Genomic DNA, 17,000 nt, shown 5'->3' with positions numbered 1-17,000 from the left:
AAGGTAAGTTGCAGCATTTTGTCAGGAGTTCTTAGTGGCAAGCCAGGCGACGCGTTCGAGAACACCGTGAGAAGCTGTCCTCTTTCCGGGGCTGCGGGACGTGTTTCGGCTGGTCGGGGGTAGGGGGCGGCGGGTCTGTGGGAGTAGTGGCCTGTCACGTTGCCGCTTGCTGGGAGGTCTCGAATGCCGTCGGTGGTTGGGCTGCTGGAGGAGAACGAGCTCGCTGCTCGGTTTCGGGTCGAGGGGCTGCGTGAGGAAGCCGACCGTGTCCAGGCTGAGTTGGCCGCTGCCGAGGCGGAGTGGCAGGAGTGGGTGATCGCCCGTCGGCGGGTCGATGCGATCCTGGCGTCGGACGCGGGCAGCCGTGCGATGACGGACGGCAGTGACGGTGCGGCGGATGCGCGGCCGGTGGCGGGTGAGTCGGCGAAGCCGAAGACGCAGGTGGCAGTGGGGCGTCCGGGGATGGCCCTGTCGGTGCTCTCGGTGGACTACCAGCGCATCGTTCAGGCGCTCATGGACCGGGCCCGGCTGGGGCAGGGGGCGTTGACCTGCCAGGAAAATGGCCGCCGTGTTCGGGATGGATATGGTGCCGGCCCGGGTGGAGGCCCTGCGCTCGAAAGCCAAGCGTCTGGTCGCCCGCGGCTGGCTGACCGAGCCGTCACCGGGACAGTTCATCCTCGCCGCGGCCCTGTCCGCGCCAGGCGGCGGCTCATGAGCAGGGGCATCGACCAGTAGATCATCGCCTGGGCGCTGGCCGTGCGGCGCTCGACATCGCGGAGCAGGCGGCGGCTTCGCATCAGGTGCGCGAAGAGGCGCTCCACGATCCACCGCTTGGGCAGCACCACAAAACCCTTCGCATGGTCGCTGCGTTTGACGATCGCCAGGACCAGGGCGAGGGCGGTCAGGCAGTACTCGACGAGGCTGCCGGTGTAACCGCCGTCCGCCCAGACTAGGGCCAGCCGGTGGTGCGCGGCCGTGACCTGATCGGGCAGGACCTGGGCGGCGGTGCGGTCGCCGACATCCGCGCTGGTGACCATCACGCCCAGCAGCAGGCCGAGGGTGTCCACCACGACGTGCCGCTTGCGTCCGTTGACGAGCTTGGCGCCGTCGAAGCCGCGGCTGCTGGCGCGCCGACCACGGAGTCCGCCTTGACGGACTGCGAGTCGATCACCCCGGCCGTCGGCTCCGCGTCCCGTCCCGCCTGCTGGCGCACTCTGGCCCGCAGCCGGTCGTGGAACTCCCGCACCAGGCCGTGGTCGCGCCAGCGGCGGAAGAAGGCGTAGACACGGTGCCAGGGCGGGAAGTCGGCCGGCATCGCCCGCCACTTGATCCCGTTGTCGACCAGATACCGGACAGCGTCCAGCATCATGCGGTGGCAGTACGCCTCCGGCTGCCCGCCCCTGCCCCGCATCCAGCCCGGCACCGGCAGCACCGGCCGCACGAGCACCCACTCCGCATCCGTCATGTCGGTGGGATACCGGCGTTCACGCACAGGGTGGTCGGCGGCGTTCCCGAACCGGTGCGCCAGACAGTCACACTCCCGGGTGGCCGAGGTGGACTGCCCGGACTTCGGCACGTAAGACTGCGACACCAGGGCCTCCTGATGTTCGGTGTTTCGACACCAGCGAATTGTTCAAGAGGCCCTGTCCACATGCGCCGAGCACCCGACGACCACCCGATCGGGACTCCCGTTCGATCACCAAGCCCCAAGATCGCCACGAGAACAGCTACTCAGCCGCGTCGTAGCGTTCCTTGGCGGCCTCCAGTTCCGTGATGTTGGTGCTGAACCAGCTCAGCAACGAGCAGAGTTGTTGCGCCAGGCTTTCCCCGAGTGGCGTCAGACTGTAGGTGACCTGCGGCGGAACCGTTGGCTCCACCTGTCGCTCCACCAGCCCGTACCGCACGGTCGACTTCAGGTACTGCGACAGCATCTTCTGGCTGATGCCGCCGATGTGCTGCTGAAGGCGAGAGAAGCGCATCGGTCCCTGAGCGAGCGCGGCAAGGATCAACGCGCCCCACCGGCTGGTCACCTGGGCCATCACTGGACGCGTCGGGCAGTCCTTGTCGAACGAGTCTGCCGGAAGGCGGGCGAAAACATCTTTGGCCTGCTCACTAACCACCATGACACGAAGTTACAAAAAAGTACGTACTTACGAAAGGTTACTGGGAACCCTAGGGTCGATCTCAAGAGCGGAAGCACAACAGGCGAATGGATCGGTCATGCTTGCAAGTCGCGTGTCCCCGGCCTTTTTGGGCTGGGACCTCGGAGGCATCATTGTGCACAGGGTCGACGAGATCGACATGTCACCTGAGACCAGCCAATGGCTGCTACCCGGCGCCACACCGGAACATTTGCAGGAGCCCTGGCTGCGGCCCGACTTCACCGACGGCACGGCCTTCGCGATGCACGTCCACATCTTCGCGTTCGAGGCGCACGGCAAACGCATCCTGGTCGACACGGGCATCGGCAACGACAAGCCCCGGCAGATACCGGACGCCGATCACCTGCGGACCCCCGTGCTCCACGCCCTGACTGCCGCGGGCTTCGCCCCGGACACCGTCGACCTGGTGATCACCACACACATGCACGTCGACCACGTCGGCTGGAACACTCACCTGGTCGACGGCCGCTGGATACCGACCTTCCCCAACGCCCGCTATCTGGCCGACCGCAGGGAATGGGACTACTGGACCGCCGCCGCCGAGACCGACGAAGAAGTAGCCCAAACGCACCGGGACTCGCTGAGGCCCGTCCGTGACAACGGCCTGTACGACCTCCTCGACGTTCCCGCGTCAGGCATCGAGGTGGCCGACGGCGTCCGTCTGGTGCCGACACGCGGCCACACCCCCGGCCACCTGTCGGTTCGACTGACAGGCACCGACCGCAACGCGCTGATCAGCGGCGACAGCGTGCATCATCCCGTACAACTGGCTCACCCCGAGATCAGCACCGTCGGCGACGTCGATCCCGTCGAGGCACAGAACACCCGCCACCGTCTGCTCGCGGAGCTGGCCGGTACGGACGACCTGCTTCTGGGCACCCACTTCGCGCATCCCACCGGTGGCCGCGTCCAGCGGTACGACAGCCGATTCCGTATGGTGCCCGATGCGCCTGCCCTGCTGGCGCCCGGTCAGGTCGTCGGCCGATCCCCGCGACCTGGTCGTTGACGGCGTTGAGCGAGGTCACGCCCCGTTTGTAGCGGTAGTACTTGGGCGGGGGGCCGGGGTTGATGCTCTTGACGGGGACGACGAAGCGCAGGCCGGCGACGGAGGCGAGCAGCCCGCCGCCCCACATCTGGGCCAGTTCGACAAGGGACTGGGTACCGATCAACGCGGCGTTCGCCGCGGCGAGCGGGGCGCCTGGGTGAAGCGGCGGTGTGGTAGGCGGGGAGTCGATCACCCCGGCCGTCGGCTCCGCGTCCCGTCCCGCCTGCTGGCGCACTCTGGCCCGCAGCCGGTCGTGGAACTCCCGCACCAGGCCGTGGTCGCGCCAGCGGCGGAAGAAGGCGTAGACACGGTGCCAGGGCGGGAAGTCGGCCGGCATCGCCCGCCACTTGATCCCGTTGTCGACCCGATACCGGACAGCGTCCAGCATCATGCGGTGGCAGTACGCCTCCGGCTGCCCGCCCCTGCCCCGCATCCAGCCCGGCACCGGCAGCACCGGCCGCACGAGCACCCACTCCGCATCCGTCATGTCAGTGGGATACCGGCGTTCACGCACAGGGTGGTCGGCGGCGTTCCCGAACTGTCGACGGTCAAACAATTCCCCACGATGTGCATGATCGGCGTCAGCCAATTCCCCACCCCCGTGGTCACGAGTCCCCACCGGGACGCTGACCGTCGATGGTGCCGCTGACCATGCTCGAACTAGCCTTATGTTCCCTGTTTCGTGTGGTTTGCGAAGCTTTTAGATCTTCCTTGTGAATCGGTCGGGTTCCCCATGGGCATGCCGGTGCCCGGGTTGAGGGTCCTGGCCTCTCGGAGCCGTCGAGGTCCCTTGACCTGCGAGCCGAGAGGCCGACGGACGCACCGGATGGCAAGGAAAACATTCACCGTGGTCGACATCGTCGAGATCTACGTGCACTGGTACGCGGGCCGGTCCAAGAGCCAGGTGTCCGCCTCGCTGGGGGTGGACCGCAAGACGATCAGGAAGTATCTGGCGCCGGCGGAGGCGGCCGGGATCATCCCGGGTGGGCCGCCGATGAGCGAAGCGGACTGGGCCAAGCTGCTCAAGAGCTGGTTTCCGGAGCTGGCCAGCCGGAGGCTGAACCAGGTGCGGTGGGCAGAGATCGAGCCGCACCGCGACTACGTCAAGAGCCTACTGGAGACCACGACGGTCACCACCATCCACCAACGGCTCCGGGACGAAGGCAAGTTGAGGGTGTCGCTGTCGACGTTCCGCCGCTGGGTGCACGAGAACCTGCCCGAGGAGGCGGCCCGCTCGAAGGTCACGGTGCTGCGGGAGAAGGTCGAGCCGGGCTCGGAGGCCCAGATCGACTACGGCTTCTTGGGGCAGGGGATCAACCCGGCGACCGGGAAACGGCACCGGATCTGGGCGTTCGTGATGGTGCTGCCCGCCTCGCGGCACATGTTCGTCCGCCCGGTGGCACACATGGACCAGCATGCCTGGACCGAAGCACACGCGGAAGCATTCCGCTTCTTCGGCGGTGTCCCGAGGCGTCTGGTGCCGGACAACCTGAAGACCGGGGTGGACAAGCCGGACCTCTACGACCCGCAGATCAACAAGTCGTATGCCGAACTCGCCGCATACTACGGCACGTTGGTGGACCCGGCCCGCGCTTCGAAGCCGAAGGACAAGCCCAGGGTGGAGCGGCCCCTGCCCTATGTCCGCGACTCGTACTGGAGCGGGCGGTCGTTCACTTCGCTGGAGCACATGCAGGCCGAGGCCCTGCTCTGGGCAAGGAACGTCGCCGGTCAGCGGCAGTGCCGGCCGCTGGGCGGAGCCAAGCCGCTGTCGGTGTTCGAGGCGGTGGAAGCCGAGGCTCTGCTTCCACCGCCGGCCGAGCCGTTCGTGCTGGCCAGATGGTCGAAGGCGACGGTCGGCCCGGACATCCACATCAAGGTCGGCCGCACCCTCTACTCGGTGCCCTGGAAACTGATCGGCCGCCGTGTCGATGTCCGCTCCACCGCCGTCACGGTGCAGGTCTTCCACGAGGGCGAGCTGGTCAAGACCCACGCCGCCCTGGAACAGGGCAAACGCACCGACAGAGGCGACTGCCCGCCCGAGAAGATCGCTTTCCAGATGAGGACGCCGATCTGGTGCCGCGGCCAGGCATGCCAGGTCGGGGACGCCTGCCGGGAGGTGATCGACCAACTCCTAGAGATCAACCCCCTCTACCGGCTCCGGGCCGCCCAGGGCGTACTCGGGTTGCGGAAGAAGTACGGCGACACCCGCCTGGAGGCCGCCTGCCGCAAGGCGATCATCGGTCGGCGACCCGTCCTACCGCACCGTCAAGGGCATCCTGGTCGCCGGCACCGAGACCGACCCGGAACCCGAGACCGGCGACGCCGGAGCCTCGGCCTTCCTGCACGGACCCGAGGGCCTATTCGCCGCTACCGTCCCCACCCAGATCCCCGGCAGCGTCCACGATGACCAGGGCCACGATGACGCCGAGGAGGCTGCCCGATGAGCGTGATGACCACCGCCCTGCGCGACTCCCTCGAGGCCCTGCGGCTGTCCGGGATGCTCGAAACCCTCGACGCCCGCCTCACCCAGGCCCAAAACGGCGAACTCGGACACCTCGACTTCCTCCAGGTCCTCTGCCACGACGAGATCACCCGGCGTGAGTCCGTCGCGCTCGAACGCCGCCTGCGCAAGGCGAAGTTCGAGCAGCAGGCCACCCTGGAGGGCTTCGACTTCAACGCCTCCCCGAAGCTGCCCGCCGCTCAGATCCGCGAACTTGCGGCCCTGCGCTGGCTCCACTTCGGCGAGTCCGTCATTCTGTTCGGACCCGTCGGCGTCGGGAAGACACACGTCGCCCAGGCCCTCGGCCACCAGGCTGTCCGCCAGGGCGCCAACGTCCGCTTCGCCAAGACCAGCCGCATCCTCGCCGGCGGCCACGCGGACCGCACCTGGGACAAGCGCATGCGCGAACTCATCCGCCCCGACCTGCTCATCCTCGACGACTTCGCCATGCGCCAGCTGTCCGCATCCCAGGCCGACGACCTCTACGAACTTGTCTCCGAGCGGCAGGGCCGGTCCCTGATCATCACCAGCAACAGGGCGCCCAGCGACTGGTATCCCCTCTTCCCCAACCCCGTCGTCGCCGAGTCGCTCCTGGACCGGCTGATCAACTCCAGCCACCAAGTCATCATGAACGGCCCCAGCCACCGACCCAACAAGCGGCCGAAGGGAACCACCGAGCCCCCGGCCAAGTAGGCGAACCCGCCCCAGGAGCTGGGGGATTACGCGACCGCAGCTCCTGGGGAAGACGCCGTCGACACGCTCTGGCTCACAGCCACCGCTTGGCTGCTTCGACGCTGTCGCCGCCGCTCGTGTTGAACGCGATCGCTGCCTTCGGCGCGTGACGGCGGACCAGATTCAGCACCTGCTCAAAGAGCGGCAGAAGCGGTTCCGGCTTGCGGATCCCACCCCCGATGACAACGACGTCCCAGCTGTGCTCGGACAGTGCTGCAACGATCGCCGGCTCGGCCGACTCATCCAGCTCGATCAGCGTCATGGACGCATCGATGGCGTGTTCGCCGAATCGGGCCAGTTCCTGATCGAGGGCCGCTCGAAGGGCGTCTCCGTCCATACCGGGCACTGCACGCGGGTCGATTCCAAGAATGAGAACACGGGGCATGCCCAAGAAGACGATCAGTCGTCAAGCCAAGTTCCCGAGGCGCGAGGTCGGCGTCCGACAGGAGGAGCGACGCACTGGGAATCAGCTGAACACGGAGGGTGGGGAATTGTTTGACCGTCGACAGGTTCATCGTCCGCCGACCGAGGGGCCTGGTTGCCGCCGCCATCCAGTACGGACACCTCCGCGTCCAGATGACCCTCGGCTACGCCGGAAACTACGCCTCGGGCTTCCCCGACGACCTCGCCTTCGAGGACTGGCTTGCCCAGCTGGACACCCTCGCCGACGCACACCAGCGCCTGCGTGAAGTCGAGCAGGTCAGCGGCCCAGCAGCCGAGACCTATCGGCACCGTGTCCAGGCCGCCACCCGCTTCGCCGGGAGAGTCCTGCGCACCAAGCGGCACGCAACCACCATGCTCACCAACCCCGACCTGCAGATCTTCCCCGGCAAGGGCATGACCTGCGTCCTGGACCCGAAGCGAGCAGCCTGCCGCCTGCGCAGCGAGGAGGACGGCACCCGCCGCACCCCCGACCTCGACGATTGCCGCCCGAACTGCGTGAACATCGCGCGGACCGATCGCGACATCGAACAGGTCCTCGTCCAGATCGAGCGGCTACGACCGCTCGTCGACGACCCGCTGGCTCCCGCCTTCCGGCACGCCCGCGAACAGCACGAGCTCGACCGCCTGGAATGCATCGTCACCGCCCACGACTCGACCGGAGAACCCCACGATGGCCACTGACCGTGACGCCGAACGCGACGCCATCACCGCAGCGATCCAGCGGCTCCTCGACGGCCGTCCAACCCGCTCCACCGGGGCGCTCACCACGCTGCAACTCGCCGCCGAGGCAGGCGTCAAGCGCTGGGTCCTCACGCACAAGCACGTCGACCTGAAGGAAGAATTCGTCCGCCGGAAGTCCGAGGCGAACGGCATTCCGCCCGCGTTCCAGCATCTGCACGCCCGCGCAGTAGATGCCGAAGCCGCCGCCCAGGCCCTACGGGAGGACAACGACCGGCTTCGCGAGCGCGTCGCCGTCTATGCCCAGGTCATCCACGAACTCCGCACCGAGCTGGACCGGCGCACCGACAACAGCACCCAGCGCAGCCCCCTCCGGAGCCTCCCTGCCAGTATCCCCTGATGCGCGAGGTGGTCGCGGCATGCCTAGGACGTCAAAGGGACTGGTGACCGGCGATGTCCCCGCCAGGGTCGTCGGCGAGTACGACGGACGCGGTGTTCCGCTGAGCAACCGCGCGGTCCGGCCAGGGACTGAGGGTCCGGTGTTTATACCTTGCTCGCGACCACCATGTAGTTCTCGGCCTCAAGATCGAACGTGCTCAGTTCCGTCCGGAGTCCGACCCGGTGCAGCTCGACTTCGAGTTCCTCGTACCGGTAGGGCCAGCAGGACAGCAGTTCCGAGCGGACAAGAACCAGCCCGGTCGCATCAACTTGCGCGATCGCAATTTCGATGTGGTGCTCCTCTTCCCAATGCGGCGCAATCTCCCAGCGGTAGACCACGACGGCATCGCGACCGTTCCGGCGGACGAGTCGGTCACTGATCTCCAGCCGGGAACCTCTGGCCCTCACGAGTTCCCAAGTGCGGGACGTGAGTACCAAGCGCCCGCCGGGGCGCAGAAGCCGTGACATCGACTCCAGAGCAGCACCCCTGCCTGTCGCGCCCGCGGCATGGTGAAGCGAGTTGCCAACGCAGAACACCATGTCGAACGTGTTGTCCTGGAAATGGTCGGGCAACTCGTCCCAGCTCGCCCGTATGGCCCGGACGGATGCCCCGAACTCCTCAGACAACTCTGCAGTCCGACGAACCATCGCCTCGCTGGCGTCAGTTGCGACAACCTGCATGCCACGACCGGCGATGCCAACCGCCAACTGTCCGGTTCCGCATGAACAGTCGAGGACGTGAGCGTTCGACGGCAGGAGATTGAGGACGCCGTCGAACGACGCAGCGAACTCGGCTGGAGGTAACTTTGCATCCGAGATGAGCCATTCGTACACCTCGGCAAGCACGCCATAGCCTGTCACAACCACTACCTCCGTCACGCGGCAGACTCACGGTAGGACGTCAGTCCATCAGCGGAGCAAGCCGGGCACCAATGGTTTTCGCAAGGATGGCTCTGACGGTGTTGCAGAGCTGAAGGGACGGAGCCGTGAGCGAGCAGGCTGGGCAGTGGCACTTCCTCACCGACCACGCCCGCGTGCTGTTCGCCATCTCACGCGACCCTGCCACCCGGCTCCGCGACATCGCCGCGGTCTGCCGCATCACCGAACGCACGGCGCTGAGCATCGTCACCGACCTCGAACAGGCCGGCTACATGCGCCGCGAGCGCGAAGGACGGCGCGCGGCTACATCCTCTGCCTGGACAGCACCCTCCGTCATCCAGCAGAGGCAGACACGCCCGTCCGGGAACTGATGGAAATGTTCACCTCATACGAGAGCCCGCACTGACCGACAGCCCTGCTCCCCCCTCGGAGCCGGGGCTAGTTCTGCCCCTGCGCGTTGATCAGCCGCTTGAATCGCGGCTAAGAGCTGTCCCGTAATCGACACTTCGGGTTGGCTGGGCCAGGCTCAGGAGACTTCCGAGGCGGAGGCGTGATCCGCTGTCGTCTGGGTGGCGGGGATCAGGTCTGCAGCCCGTTCGAGCTGGTCGCGCTGGGAGCGAAGGTCCAGGGCGCCGAGACGTACGACGATGTGCCGAACGCCGGCGGCGACATACCGTCCTAGGCGCTCGATCACCTGGTCGGCGGAGCCGGTGACAACTGCCTGGATCCTCTCCAGCTCCTGCAGCGGCATGCCGTATGTGGCCGTGCGTAGGCGTCCAGGGCCCGACGGCCACTCTCGTTGTCATCGTCGATCCGTACCGTGACGAACAGTGCGGGGGTGATGTCCTCGGCGACACGTCCGGTGTCGGCAGCCGCTTTGCGGACATGGTGGAGGCCGGATGCGTAGTCGGCGGGGTCGGGCGGGTAGGGCAGCCATCCGTCGTACATCCGGCCGGTGCGGGCCAGTGCTGCGGGGGTCGCGCCTCCGAGCCAGATGGGCGGGCCGCCGGCTCGGGACGGCTTGATGGTGGGCGGGATGTCCTCGAACTGGAGGATCTCGCCGTGGAAGGAGTCGGCGCCGTCCCACAGGGCCCGCCACAGTGCAACTGTCTCGTCCAAGCGGGCGAAGCGCCTTTCCCACGGCAGCTCGGACAGCGTGTAGAGGGGCCGTCCGAAGCGGCCGGGGAAGCCGGCGCCGACGGTCACGGTGAGCCGGCCACGCGGCAGGCGATGCGGCTGGTGGTCAACCGGCGGCTACGATCCGCCACTGTTGGTTCGTGCTGTTGCTGTAACTCCACTGGCCCAGATCAGAGCCATTGCCGGTGCGGCCCATGCCGTCGATGTACTTGCCGGTGGAGCGGTTCTTGATGCGCACGTTGTCGGCGACGGTCACGACCGACCACTGCTGGCTCGTGCTGTTGCTGTCACCGTACTGGGTGACCGCGGCTCCGTCCGAGGTGCGGCCCGCCCCGTCCAGGTACAGGCCGGTTGCCCGGTTCTTGATGCGCACGTAGGGCCCATCGTTCTCGACGGTCCACTGCTGCTCGTACCGGTTGCTGCTGCCGCTGGCTTCGCCGACGGTGGCCCCACTGGTCGTGCGACCCTCTCCGTCGATGTACAGGCCGGTGGCGGAGTTGGTGATCCGCACGTATGTGCCGCCGCCGTTGCCGATCCCCCAGGTGTACTGCAGGCGGGTCAGTCCCGAGGCGTTCACCAGAGACAGCTTGATGCCCGAGCCGGTGCCGCTCTTGCTGGTCATGCTGTACCAATCGCCGTCGCGCAGCCCCGGCCAGTAGACGCTCCCCATGCCGAGGCTGCGCAGTTCGCTGCTGACACCCCGGACGTAGTCGGCGAAGAACGAGCCACTGGGGATGCTGTAGTCGATGGTGTTGTAGTGGACGCCGTTCTTGCTGCCCGGGCCCATCGGGCCGCCCCACTCGGTGGCGATCGTGCGGGCGGCGTATCCGCCGATATAGCCGGCGAGGTGGTTCGCCCACTCGGTCTCGTCCTCGTATCCCGCGAAGAACGAGTAGTCGTGCACCGCCAGGAAAGTGCCGTCCAGGCGGCTGTCGCGACCGACTGCCGCGACGTCCTGGGCCAGCCCGGCGCCGTCGAGGATCACCCTGGAGCGCGGCACGGAGGGGTACCTGGCCAACCAGCCGCTGTACATGTCGTCCAGGCTGGTCGTGCTGTAACCGTACGGCTCGTTGACGATCTCGAAGTAGGCGTTGGGATCGGAGCCGTACTTCTGCACGACCTTGTCCCACATCTGGTTGAACGCGGCGGTGCTCGCCGGCTTCCCGCCGCTGTACGCCCAGTAGGCGAGGATCACGTTTCCCTTGGTGAGAGCCGTGTCGATCGCCCCGGTGTAGGTGTTCCAGTAGTCGGCGACAGTGGGCTCGTTGATAGGCATGCGCACCGTGTTGGCGCCCGTCGCCGCGTACATCTGGCCAACAACCTGGTCCGCCACGGCGGAAGCCGATGCGTAGGTGTCCGACGCACCGAGCCCGGAGGGGTACACCACGCCGTTGACGAAGTTGTCTCTCTGGTCGGCCCAGTTCACTCCTCTGAACTGCGATGTGGAAGCGTGTGCCTGGTTCGGACCGGCCACCAGAATTCCTGCGGTGAGTGCGAACACCGCCAGCAGTCTGGTCATCGTGGCCGGCTTTCCACGTGTGTTGGCGATCGGGTTTCCCATCGGGTTCTCCCTTCTCAGCGTGTAGTCCCTTCGGAGGCTCGCCGCGGGTCATGGGGCGGATTCGTGTCTCCTGCGGTCCACCCCGAGGGTCCACATCGGTTTGGTCCGTACATTGCAGTTCCAGGTGGGCCAGCACCGTGCCCGCCGTGGTGCCGCACCTGATACGGCCAGGCCTCTTTCTCGCATCGAACGCACACATCTCGCCCCCCGGCCCGCCGCGGGGTCGACGGCCCGTGTGGCGTCGGGGCTGCGTCGGGCTGATCGCCGCGGACACCAAGGAGGCCGGCCCGGCGACGATCGACCCGTCAGGACCGTGGTGGTGTTGGCCGCCGAGAAGTCACTCAGGCGGAACCCACGAAAGCGCGCGCTGGTTGTCGAAGTACGGCCGCAGGTCCCTGCCGGTGGTGGGTCGTGATGTCTTCAGGGAACTTGCCCTGGCTTTGAGTTGCCGGGGTGAAGCGGCGCTGCTTATCGGGCTGTCCGAGTGTCCAGTGCTGGTTGGCCCCGCCGTTGCAGGTCCACAGTTCCACCAAGGCGCCGTTCGCGGTGGCCCCGCCGGTCACGTCCAGGCACAGCCCGGACTGTGCCCCGGTGATCGTGCCGTTCGCGTTCACATTCCACTGCTGGTTCGACCCGCCGTTGCATGGCCAGATCTGCACCTTCGTACCCGGACTGGCGCCCTGCGCGTCGGCGTCCAAGCACATGGTCGAGCTACCGCTGTACACCGTCAGCCGACCGGAGGAGGTACGCGTCCACAACTGGTTGGCCCCGCCGTCGCAGGTGTGAATCTCCACCTGCGTGCCCGCTGTCGTGCGCTGATCCGGTACGTCCAGGCACTTGCCCGCACCCACCGCGTGGACAGGCTCACCGCCGGCAGGCGTCGGGCCGCTCGGGGGCACATAGGGGCACTTCGGCTGGTAGACCGAGACGGTGGAGGGGTCCGGCAGGGCCGGGCAGAGGAACTGCGTGTAGCGGGTGTCGTTGTCCACGAACACCTTCAGCCACGGGATCAGCAGCTTCATCTCCACGTTGTTCGGACGGGTGTAGTACAAGTGGTCCGCTCCGGCGATCTGGGCGAAACCGCTCTGCGTGGTGCCCGGCAGCGTGGCGTACAGACCGCTGAGATACGACGGGGTGACGACCGTGTCGTTCTGGCCGCCGATGACCAGACTCGGCACCGTGTCGGTGGCCATGCTCAGGCCGTTGCCGGGGAACCCCGGAGCAAGGCCGATCATCGCCTTCAGCGACGGCTGGCGTTCCGCCGCGATGATCGCTCCGGCTCCGCCCGCGGAGTGCCCCAGTACGGACAGCCGATTCGGGTCGATCTCCGCCTTGACCGGACTTTGTGTGGTCAGCCACTTCAGCCCCGCCAGCAGTTCGGCGGCCCGGGCGTCCGCCCCGTCGGTACGGCTGTTGGTCTCGATGCAGATCACCACGAACCCGAATGAGGAGAGCCACGGCCCCATCCACGCCTCCTCGTCGGCGCACCGCGCCGTGTACCCCGGCACGATCGCCAAGGCTCCCCACGTGCCCAGGCTGGTGTCCGTCGGGTAGTAGACCACTCCGCCGTTGAACCCGTTGCCCGGCGCCACACCCATCTGCGCCGTGGCGAACGGACCGCGCGACGCCTCGATACCGGTCACGGTGGGATCAGGGCCGCGCTGGTACGGATTGCTCTGGGCGGCCCGCGGCGCGGCGGCGCCTGACGCCGGCAGGGCTGCCGCCGGTGCTGCCACGAACATCGCGGCGACGACCGCCGCGACGGCTGCCACCGCCGCCATCCACGACCGCCACCGCCTCGTTCCCGCCCTCCCCGCTTCGGCGCGTCCTGGCGTTGATCTCGACATCGGCATGGTGAACCTCCCGATGGGAATAGCGAGATAAGCACTTCAGTGATGGGATGTATGGCGCGCCGTGTCCACTGCGGGGTGAAGATGCCATAGCAATGCGTCGACTTCAATGGACTGTTCACACTGGCAGTGGAACGAGGAAGGTGATCAGGACAGTCGATCTGCCCTACGGAGATCCCATGTCATGACCGATGGTGCCCTGGGCGCACCGTCACTGAGCCGCAGCCGCAGCACCGCCCTTGCGGGCGTGCCGAACGGCTCGATGTGAACGTCAGGCGGGCGACGTGAGACGCCGCAGGTCAGCATCGCCCCGAACTGCAACGTGGCGTTCCGGCACCCCGATCGAGAACAGCCTTGCCGGACTGCGACCGGCTGCCGCCAATAAATCGGCCGAAACCCCGCACTCCAACGTCACGGCCAAAGGTGATCGTCTGCGCAGGGAACTCGTGAAGATCAGGTTCGACGCCACGGCCGACCTCGACTACCTCAACGCTGCCGATCGGCGTGAACGAGCCGCACGCGCCACCAAGGCAGTCGCGTAGCTCGTGTTCACGACACCTCGATGAGCGAGGTTTTCTGCAGGGCGTGCTGCGGGACCGGCCGCTCCTGCATGCCGTGGACGGCCTCGCCGGAGCGGCGGTCGAGGATGTAGTACCAGCAGGCCTTCGAGCCGTAGACGACGACCTTGCGTTTCCGGCCGTCGATGAGGAGGTCGGCCAGTACCGGCGCCCTGTCGTTGTCGGCGTCCCAAATGTCGTGGTGGGCGGACTGGAAGCGCCAGCGCCGCTTGCCGGTCTTGGCGTCGGTGGCGACGATCGAGTCGGCGAAGAGGTAGTCGCCGCCGCGCGAGGATCCGTCGGTCCGCGGATACGGGTTGCCGAACGTCCAGTAGACCAGGCCGAGTTCGGGGTCGACGGCCGGGTGGATCCAGGGGACCGCCCAGCCGGTCTTCCAGGAGCCGCCCTCCTAGGCCGTGTATCGAAAGTGGATCTTGGCCTGTGAATGATCACGGCTCATGGGGCGGAGAGATCTCACGGACGAGCAGTGGGCGGTGCTGGAGCCGTTGCTGCCGAAGGGGGTGAGGGCGGGTCGGCCGCCGGTCTGGCCTCGGCGGCGGCTGATCGACGGCATACGGTTTCGGGTTCGGACGGGTGTGCCGTGGCGGGACGTGCCTGTCGAGTATGCGCCGTGGGGTCGGGTCTATGACCTGTTCCGTCGGTGGCAGCGGAATGGCACCTGGCACTACATCCTGACCCGGCTCCAGTCCTTGCCGACGTGCAGGGAGCGATCACGTGGGACCTGAGTGTCGATTCCACGGTGTGTCGTGCCCATCAGCATGCGGCCGGGGCCCGCAAGCGGGGCGACCTGCAGAAAGACCTGCCGGGTGGCGTCTTCACCGAGCCGGGTGATCACGGGCTGGGACGCTCCCGCGGCGGGTTCACTACCAAGCTGCACCTGGCCGTCGAGCAGGGGCAGAAGCCCATGGCGATCGTGGTCACAGCGGGGCAGCGTGGGGACTCGCCACAGTTCGAGACTGTATTGGAGAGAGTCCGCGGGCCTCGCATTGGGCAGGGCCGACCACGCGTCCGCCCCAATCGAGTACGCGCTGACAAGGCTTACGCTTCCCGGAAGAACCGCGCCTACCTGCGTCGTCGCGGGATTCGCTGCACTATTCCGAACAAGGCAGACCAAGCGCGCAACCGCCAGAAGTTGGATTCCCGCGGCGGCCGACCGCCACACTTCGACCCGGTCGACTACCGCGAGCGTCATGCGGTCGAGTGCGGGATCAACCGTCTCAAGAGGCACCGAGCCGTCGCCACTCGGTATGACAAGCTCGCGGTCCGTTACGAGGCGATCGTCCTCGTCGCGGTCATCAACGAATGGCTGTGATCGCTCAGAGAGACCGCTGCATGCACACCAACTGCTTCCGCTCATCCCACGACTGGGTGGCGGTGAAGCTGAGCCGTTCGTACATAGCGATGGCCCCAGTTCGCCATTCCCACACCGAAAGCCGGACGGTGTGTACGCCGTGCTCCGTAGCTTGGGTGAGTGCAGCGCCGAGCAGGGCCGAGGCAACGCCACGGCCACGGGACTCCGGGTCGGTCCAGAGCCTCTTGATCTCTGCTTGCCCGTTGTTCGGGGAGGTCACCACCAGGCACCCCACAACGGTGTTGTCCAGGAGAGCCACCAATACGACATCGCTGGCGAATGCGGTCCGGGGATCAGTGATCTCTGCCCGGTAGCGGTCCGGCAGCCCATGCACGTTGGCAACCGATTCGCCTTTCTCAGCCTCCGTCTGAAGATGGTAGGCGGCTAGCAGCGCGGCCAGGCCGTCCTTGATCGCAGGGGTCTGGCCTGGCCAGCGGACGATACTAACCTCGCGGTGATCAGTCATGACGCCAGCATCACACGAGCGTCGCCGGGCTCCCCACGGACACTTTCGGTACACGCCCTAACGACCTCGTGCACGGTTGGCCGTGGCACGAGGTCGTTAGTCGCGCGGGAGTTGGTCGACGGAACCGTTGAGTCGGCTCTGTCAGGTTGCCGCCCGGATCGCTTCTAACCTCGCGCTTTCATGAAGCGGGCTGTCCGGCAGGCGGCCAAGAAAGCAGAAAGTGCCTCTGACCAGCAAGAATGAGGATTGTCGAGGTCCTTGTTCCTGCCACCGCTGGAGGCACTTCCCATGTGAAGCACTCTATCGGGTCCTACCCCCGCGTCCATGTCCAGGACGACGGCCGCCAGGTCGTCTCCCAGGCCGGGGCGGTCCTGCTCGTCGAAACGGTCCGCAAGACCGGTCTTGACCAGGCCATATCCCAGGCTCTGGCTCCGTGGCGCAAACCGCGGGCCGTCCACGACCCCGGCAAGGCCCTCCTGGACGTCGCCCTGGCGGTCGCACTGGGCGGGGATTGCCTCGCGGACGTCGCGATGCTGCGGTGTGAAGCCGGCCGTCTTCGGCCCGGTCGCCTCCGACCCGACCATCTCCCGCCTGATCGACACCCTCGCCGCCTCCGGCGAGAAGGCCCTGCAGGCCATCCGGCCCGCACGCTCCGAAGTCCGCAACCGTGCCTGGTCGTTGGCCGGCGAGAACGCCCCGGACGCCGACGGCCAGGTCACCGTCGACCTCGACGGCGTCCTCGTGATCGCCCACTCCGACAAGCAGGACGCGGCCCCGACCTGGAAGAAGACCTACGGCCATCACCCCCTGACCGCCTTCGTCGACCTTGGACCGGGCGGCACCGGTAAGCCCGTCGCCGCCCTCCTCAGGCCGGGCAACGCGGGCTCCAACACGGCAGCCGACCACATCACCACCACCCAACTCGCCCTCGCTCAACTGCCGAAGTACTACCGGCGAGGGCGGCAGACCCTGATCCGCACCGGAGCTGAGTTCGACGACGTCGCCGTGCCTGCTCACCTTTCCGGCGCCGTCCGAGGCCCCGGGCAGCGCGAACTCCGGGCCGTGCCGGACCGATCCGGCGTGGTGGGTGGTCCGTACCCCGATCACCCCCTCGGCCGGGGACCAGCACTCAGTGGTGAGCAGGGCGCTGTTGAGGGCGTCGCCGCGGTGCCGCACGTG

General features: G+C 67.2%; 16 protein-coding genes and 5 pseudogenes. 10 read left to right on the top strand and 11 right to left on the bottom strand.

Features of this window, described 5'->3' with window-relative positions; genetic code table 11:
- Nucleotides 1-183 precede the first annotated feature (183 nt).
- Nucleotides 184-715 (top strand): annotated as a pseudogene (locus ACIRP7_RS36930) (hypothetical protein).
- Here the strand turns inward: ACIRP7_RS36930 and ACIRP7_RS36925 are convergent.
- From ACIRP7_RS36925 to ACIRP7_RS36915, 3 genes are all read right to left on the bottom strand, one after another.
- The gene (locus tag ACIRP7_RS36925) at nucleotides 672-1,070 is read right to left on the bottom strand and encodes a transposase (RefSeq protein ID WP_403668636.1); all 399 of its coding nucleotides are present in this window, start codon (nucleotides 1,068-1,070) and stop codon (nucleotides 672-674) included. The pseudogene ACIRP7_RS36930 and the gene ACIRP7_RS36925 overlap by 44 nt on opposite strands.
- On the bottom strand, nucleotides 1,037-1,591 hold the full coding sequence (locus ACIRP7_RS36920) for a transposase (RefSeq protein ID WP_403668634.1): 555 nt from the start codon (nucleotides 1,589-1,591) through the stop codon (nucleotides 1,037-1,039). The genes ACIRP7_RS36925 and ACIRP7_RS36920 overlap by 34 nt, the downstream gene beginning before the upstream one ends.
- A 136-nt stretch (nucleotides 1,592-1,727) precedes the next feature.
- Nucleotides 1,728-2,123, bottom strand: coding sequence for a winged helix-turn-helix transcriptional regulator (locus tag ACIRP7_RS36915; protein ID WP_403668632.1), 396 nt, complete (start codon nucleotides 2,121-2,123; stop codon nucleotides 1,728-1,730).
- A gap of 178 nt (nucleotides 2,124-2,301) precedes the next feature.
- Between ACIRP7_RS36915 and ACIRP7_RS36910 the strand changes: the two genes are divergently transcribed.
- On the top strand, nucleotides 2,302-3,168 hold the full coding sequence (locus ACIRP7_RS36910) for an MBL fold metallo-hydrolase (RefSeq protein WP_403668707.1): 867 nt from the start codon (nucleotides 2,302-2,304) through the stop codon (nucleotides 3,166-3,168).
- Here the strand turns inward: ACIRP7_RS36910 and ACIRP7_RS36905 are convergent.
- Nucleotides 3,143-3,349, bottom strand: a pseudogene (locus tag ACIRP7_RS36905) (Tn3 family transposase); the annotation flags it as partial. The gene ACIRP7_RS36910 and the pseudogene ACIRP7_RS36905 sit on opposite strands and share 26 nt — an antisense overlap.
- A gap of 171 nt (nucleotides 3,350-3,520) precedes the next feature.
- Nucleotides 3,521-3,640 (bottom strand): annotated as a pseudogene (locus ACIRP7_RS36900) (transposase); the annotation flags it as partial.
- A 414-nt stretch (nucleotides 3,641-4,054) separates the two neighbouring features.
- On the opposite strand from ACIRP7_RS36900, the pseudogene istA reads away from it, so the two are divergent.
- Nucleotides 4,055-5,651: pseudogene (gene istA / locus ACIRP7_RS36895) on the top strand (IS21 family transposase).
- On the top strand, nucleotides 5,648-6,400 hold the full coding sequence (gene istB / locus ACIRP7_RS36890) for an IS21-like element helper ATPase IstB (protein ID WP_403668629.1): 753 nt from the start codon (nucleotides 5,648-5,650) through the stop codon (nucleotides 6,398-6,400). Before istA ends, istB begins: the two are co-directional and overlap by 4 nt.
- Nucleotides 6,401-6,473: 73 nt before the next feature.
- Here the strand turns inward: istB and ACIRP7_RS36885 are convergent, their stop codons facing one another.
- Nucleotides 6,474-6,824 carry a hypothetical protein gene (locus ACIRP7_RS36885; RefSeq protein WP_403668626.1) on the bottom strand — a complete coding sequence of 117 codons (351 nt, stop codon included), beginning with the start codon at nucleotides 6,822-6,824 and terminating at the stop codon, nucleotides 6,474-6,476.
- A 110-nt stretch (nucleotides 6,825-6,934) separates the two neighbouring features.
- Here ACIRP7_RS36885 and ACIRP7_RS36880 point away from each other — a divergent pair, with 110 nt between their 5' ends.
- Complete coding sequence (locus tag ACIRP7_RS36880) at nucleotides 6,935-7,564, top strand: hypothetical protein (protein ID WP_403668623.1); 630 nt, start codon at nucleotides 6,935-6,937, stop codon at nucleotides 7,562-7,564.
- The gene (locus ACIRP7_RS36875) at nucleotides 7,554-7,961 is read left to right on the top strand and encodes a hypothetical protein (protein WP_403668620.1); all 408 of its coding nucleotides are present in this window, start codon (nucleotides 7,554-7,556) and stop codon (nucleotides 7,959-7,961) included. The genes ACIRP7_RS36880 and ACIRP7_RS36875 overlap by 11 nt, the downstream gene beginning before the upstream one ends.
- A 143-nt stretch (nucleotides 7,962-8,104) precedes the next feature.
- On the opposite strand, the gene ACIRP7_RS36870 is transcribed toward ACIRP7_RS36875, so the two are convergent.
- Nucleotides 8,105-8,860, bottom strand: coding sequence for a class I SAM-dependent methyltransferase (locus ACIRP7_RS36870; protein ID WP_403668704.1), 756 nt, complete (start codon nucleotides 8,858-8,860; stop codon nucleotides 8,105-8,107).
- Nucleotides 8,861-8,985: 125 nt separating this feature from the next.
- Between ACIRP7_RS36870 and ACIRP7_RS36865 the strand changes: the two genes are divergently transcribed.
- Together ACIRP7_RS36865 and ACIRP7_RS36860 are read left to right on the top strand one after the other, a co-directional pair.
- Nucleotides 8,986-9,249 (top strand): winged helix-turn-helix domain-containing protein, encoded by a 264-nt coding sequence (locus tag ACIRP7_RS36865; RefSeq protein ID WP_403668617.1) that lies wholly within the window; start codon nucleotides 8,986-8,988, stop codon nucleotides 9,247-9,249.
- A 179-nt stretch (nucleotides 9,250-9,428) separates the two neighbouring features.
- Nucleotides 9,429-9,560, top strand: a complete 132-nt coding sequence (locus ACIRP7_RS36860; RefSeq protein WP_403668614.1) for a hypothetical protein — start codon at nucleotides 9,429-9,431, stop codon at nucleotides 9,558-9,560.
- A gap of 8 nt (nucleotides 9,561-9,568) precedes the next feature.
- Here the strand turns inward: ACIRP7_RS36860 and ACIRP7_RS36855 are convergent, their stop codons facing one another.
- From ACIRP7_RS36855 to ACIRP7_RS36845, 3 genes are all read right to left on the bottom strand, one after another.
- Nucleotides 9,569-10,084 (bottom strand): LLM class flavin-dependent oxidoreductase, encoded by a 516-nt coding sequence (locus ACIRP7_RS36855; RefSeq protein WP_403668612.1) that lies wholly within the window; start codon nucleotides 10,082-10,084, stop codon nucleotides 9,569-9,571.
- A gap of 37 nt (nucleotides 10,085-10,121) precedes the next feature.
- Nucleotides 10,122-11,576: an RICIN domain-containing protein gene (locus ACIRP7_RS36850; RefSeq protein WP_403668609.1), complete on the bottom strand. Its 1,455-nt coding sequence runs from the start codon at nucleotides 11,574-11,576 to the stop codon at nucleotides 10,122-10,124.
- A gap of 341 nt (nucleotides 11,577-11,917) precedes the next feature.
- A complete protein-coding gene (locus tag ACIRP7_RS36845) occupies nucleotides 11,918-13,348 on the bottom strand; it encodes a ricin-type beta-trefoil lectin domain protein (RefSeq protein WP_403668605.1) in 1,431 nt (476 codons plus the stop codon).
- A gap of 1,093 nt (nucleotides 13,349-14,441) precedes the next feature.
- Between ACIRP7_RS36845 and ACIRP7_RS36840 the strand changes: the two genes are divergently transcribed.
- Nucleotides 14,442-15,316 (top strand): IS5 family transposase gene (locus ACIRP7_RS36840; protein ID WP_403668602.1). Its coding sequence is split into 2 segments (ribosomal slippage): nucleotides 14,442-14,694 and nucleotides 14,694-15,316, totalling 876 coding nucleotides; the frame shifts between segments, so codons are not numbered across the junction.
- 4 nt (nucleotides 15,317-15,320) lie between these two features.
- Here the strand turns inward: ACIRP7_RS36840 and ACIRP7_RS36835 are convergent.
- Nucleotides 15,321-15,821 carry a GNAT family N-acetyltransferase gene (locus ACIRP7_RS36835; RefSeq protein ID WP_403668599.1) on the bottom strand — a complete coding sequence of 167 codons (501 nt, stop codon included), beginning with the start codon at nucleotides 15,819-15,821 and terminating at the stop codon, nucleotides 15,321-15,323.
- 290 nt (nucleotides 15,822-16,111) lie between these two features.
- Between ACIRP7_RS36835 and ACIRP7_RS36830 the strand changes: the two are divergent.
- Nucleotides 16,112-16,802: pseudogene (locus tag ACIRP7_RS36830) on the top strand (transposase); the annotation flags it as partial.
- Nucleotides 16,803-17,000 lie beyond the last annotated feature (198 nt).

The organism is Streptomyces sp. NPDC102270 (assembly GCF_044766405.1).
Classification (GTDB): domain Bacteria; phylum Actinomycetota; class Actinomycetes; order Streptomycetales; family Streptomycetaceae; genus Streptomyces.
The sequence above is the reverse complement of the archived record's forward strand: the minus strand, read 5'-3'. Positions and strand labels throughout refer to the sequence as shown.

What these genes read in the sequence shown, in the direction of transcription:
- ACIRP7_RS36835 (WP_403668599.1), bottom strand. Translation starts at nt 15,821, where the DNA reads ATGACTGATCACCGCGAGGTTAGTATCGTCCGCTGGCCAGGCCAGACC.
- istB (WP_403668629.1), top strand. Translation starts at nt 5,648, where the DNA reads ATGAGCGTGATGACCACCGCCCTGCGCGACTCCCTCGAGGCCCTGCGG.
- ACIRP7_RS36915 (WP_403668632.1), bottom strand. Translation starts at nt 2,123, where the DNA reads ATGGTGGTTAGTGAGCAGGCCAAAGATGTTTTCGCCCGCCTTCCGGCA.
- ACIRP7_RS36875 (WP_403668620.1), top strand. Translation starts at nt 7,554, where the DNA reads ATGGCCACTGACCGTGACGCCGAACGCGACGCCATCACCGCAGCGATC.
- ACIRP7_RS36910 (WP_403668707.1), top strand. Translation starts at nt 2,302, where the DNA reads ATGTCACCTGAGACCAGCCAATGGCTGCTACCCGGCGCCACACCGGAA.
- ACIRP7_RS36885 (WP_403668626.1), bottom strand. Translation starts at nt 6,824, where the DNA reads ATGCCCCGTGTTCTCATTCTTGGAATCGACCCGCGTGCAGTGCCCGGT.
- ACIRP7_RS36850 (WP_403668609.1), bottom strand. Translation starts at nt 11,576, where the DNA reads ATGGGAAACCCGATCGCCAACACACGTGGAAAGCCGGCCACGATGACC.